The organism is Photorhabdus kleinii, from assembly GCF_025384885.1.
Taxonomy (GTDB): domain Bacteria; phylum Pseudomonadota; class Gammaproteobacteria; order Enterobacterales; family Enterobacteriaceae; genus Photorhabdus; species Photorhabdus kayaii.
On sequence record NZ_JAJAFY010000165.1, the window covers coordinates 1 to 560 of the forward strand.

1 rRNA gene is annotated in these 560 nt (G+C 54.3%); it reads left to right on the top strand.

Annotated elements, in window-relative coordinates:
* Positions 1-557 (top strand): 23S ribosomal RNA (locus LG003_RS23200); the annotation flags it as partial.
* Positions 558-560 lie beyond the last annotated feature (3 nt).

The following is a 560-nucleotide window of genomic DNA, read 5'->3' on the forward strand; positions in this document are numbered from 1 at the left end:
ACTGCGAGAGTGACGGCTCGAGCAGGTACGAAAGTAGGTCTTAGTGATCCGGTGGTTCTGCATGGAAGGGCCATCGCTCAACGGATAAAAGGTACTCCGGGGATAACAGGCTGATACCGCCCAAGAGTTCATATCGACGGCGGTGTTTGGCACCTCGATGTCGGCTCATCACATCCTGGGGCTGAAGTAGGTCCCAAGGGTATGGCTGTTCGCCATTTAAAGTGGTACGCGAGCTGGGTTTAGAACGTCGTGAGACAGTTCGGTCCCTATCTGCCGTGGGCGCAGGAAGATTGAAAGGGGCTGCTCCTAGTACGAGAGGACCGGAGTGGACGCACCGCTGGTGTACGGGTTGTCATGCCAATGGCATCGCCCGGTAGCTAAGTGCGGGAGAGATAACCGCTGAAAGCATCTAAGCGGGAAACTTGCCTTGAGATGAGTCTTCCCTTGACTTGAGGTCACGGAAGGAACGTTTAAGACGAAGACGTGGATAGGCTGGGTGTGTAAGTGCAGCGATGCATTGAGCTGACCAGTACTAATGAACCGAGAGGCTTAACCTTACA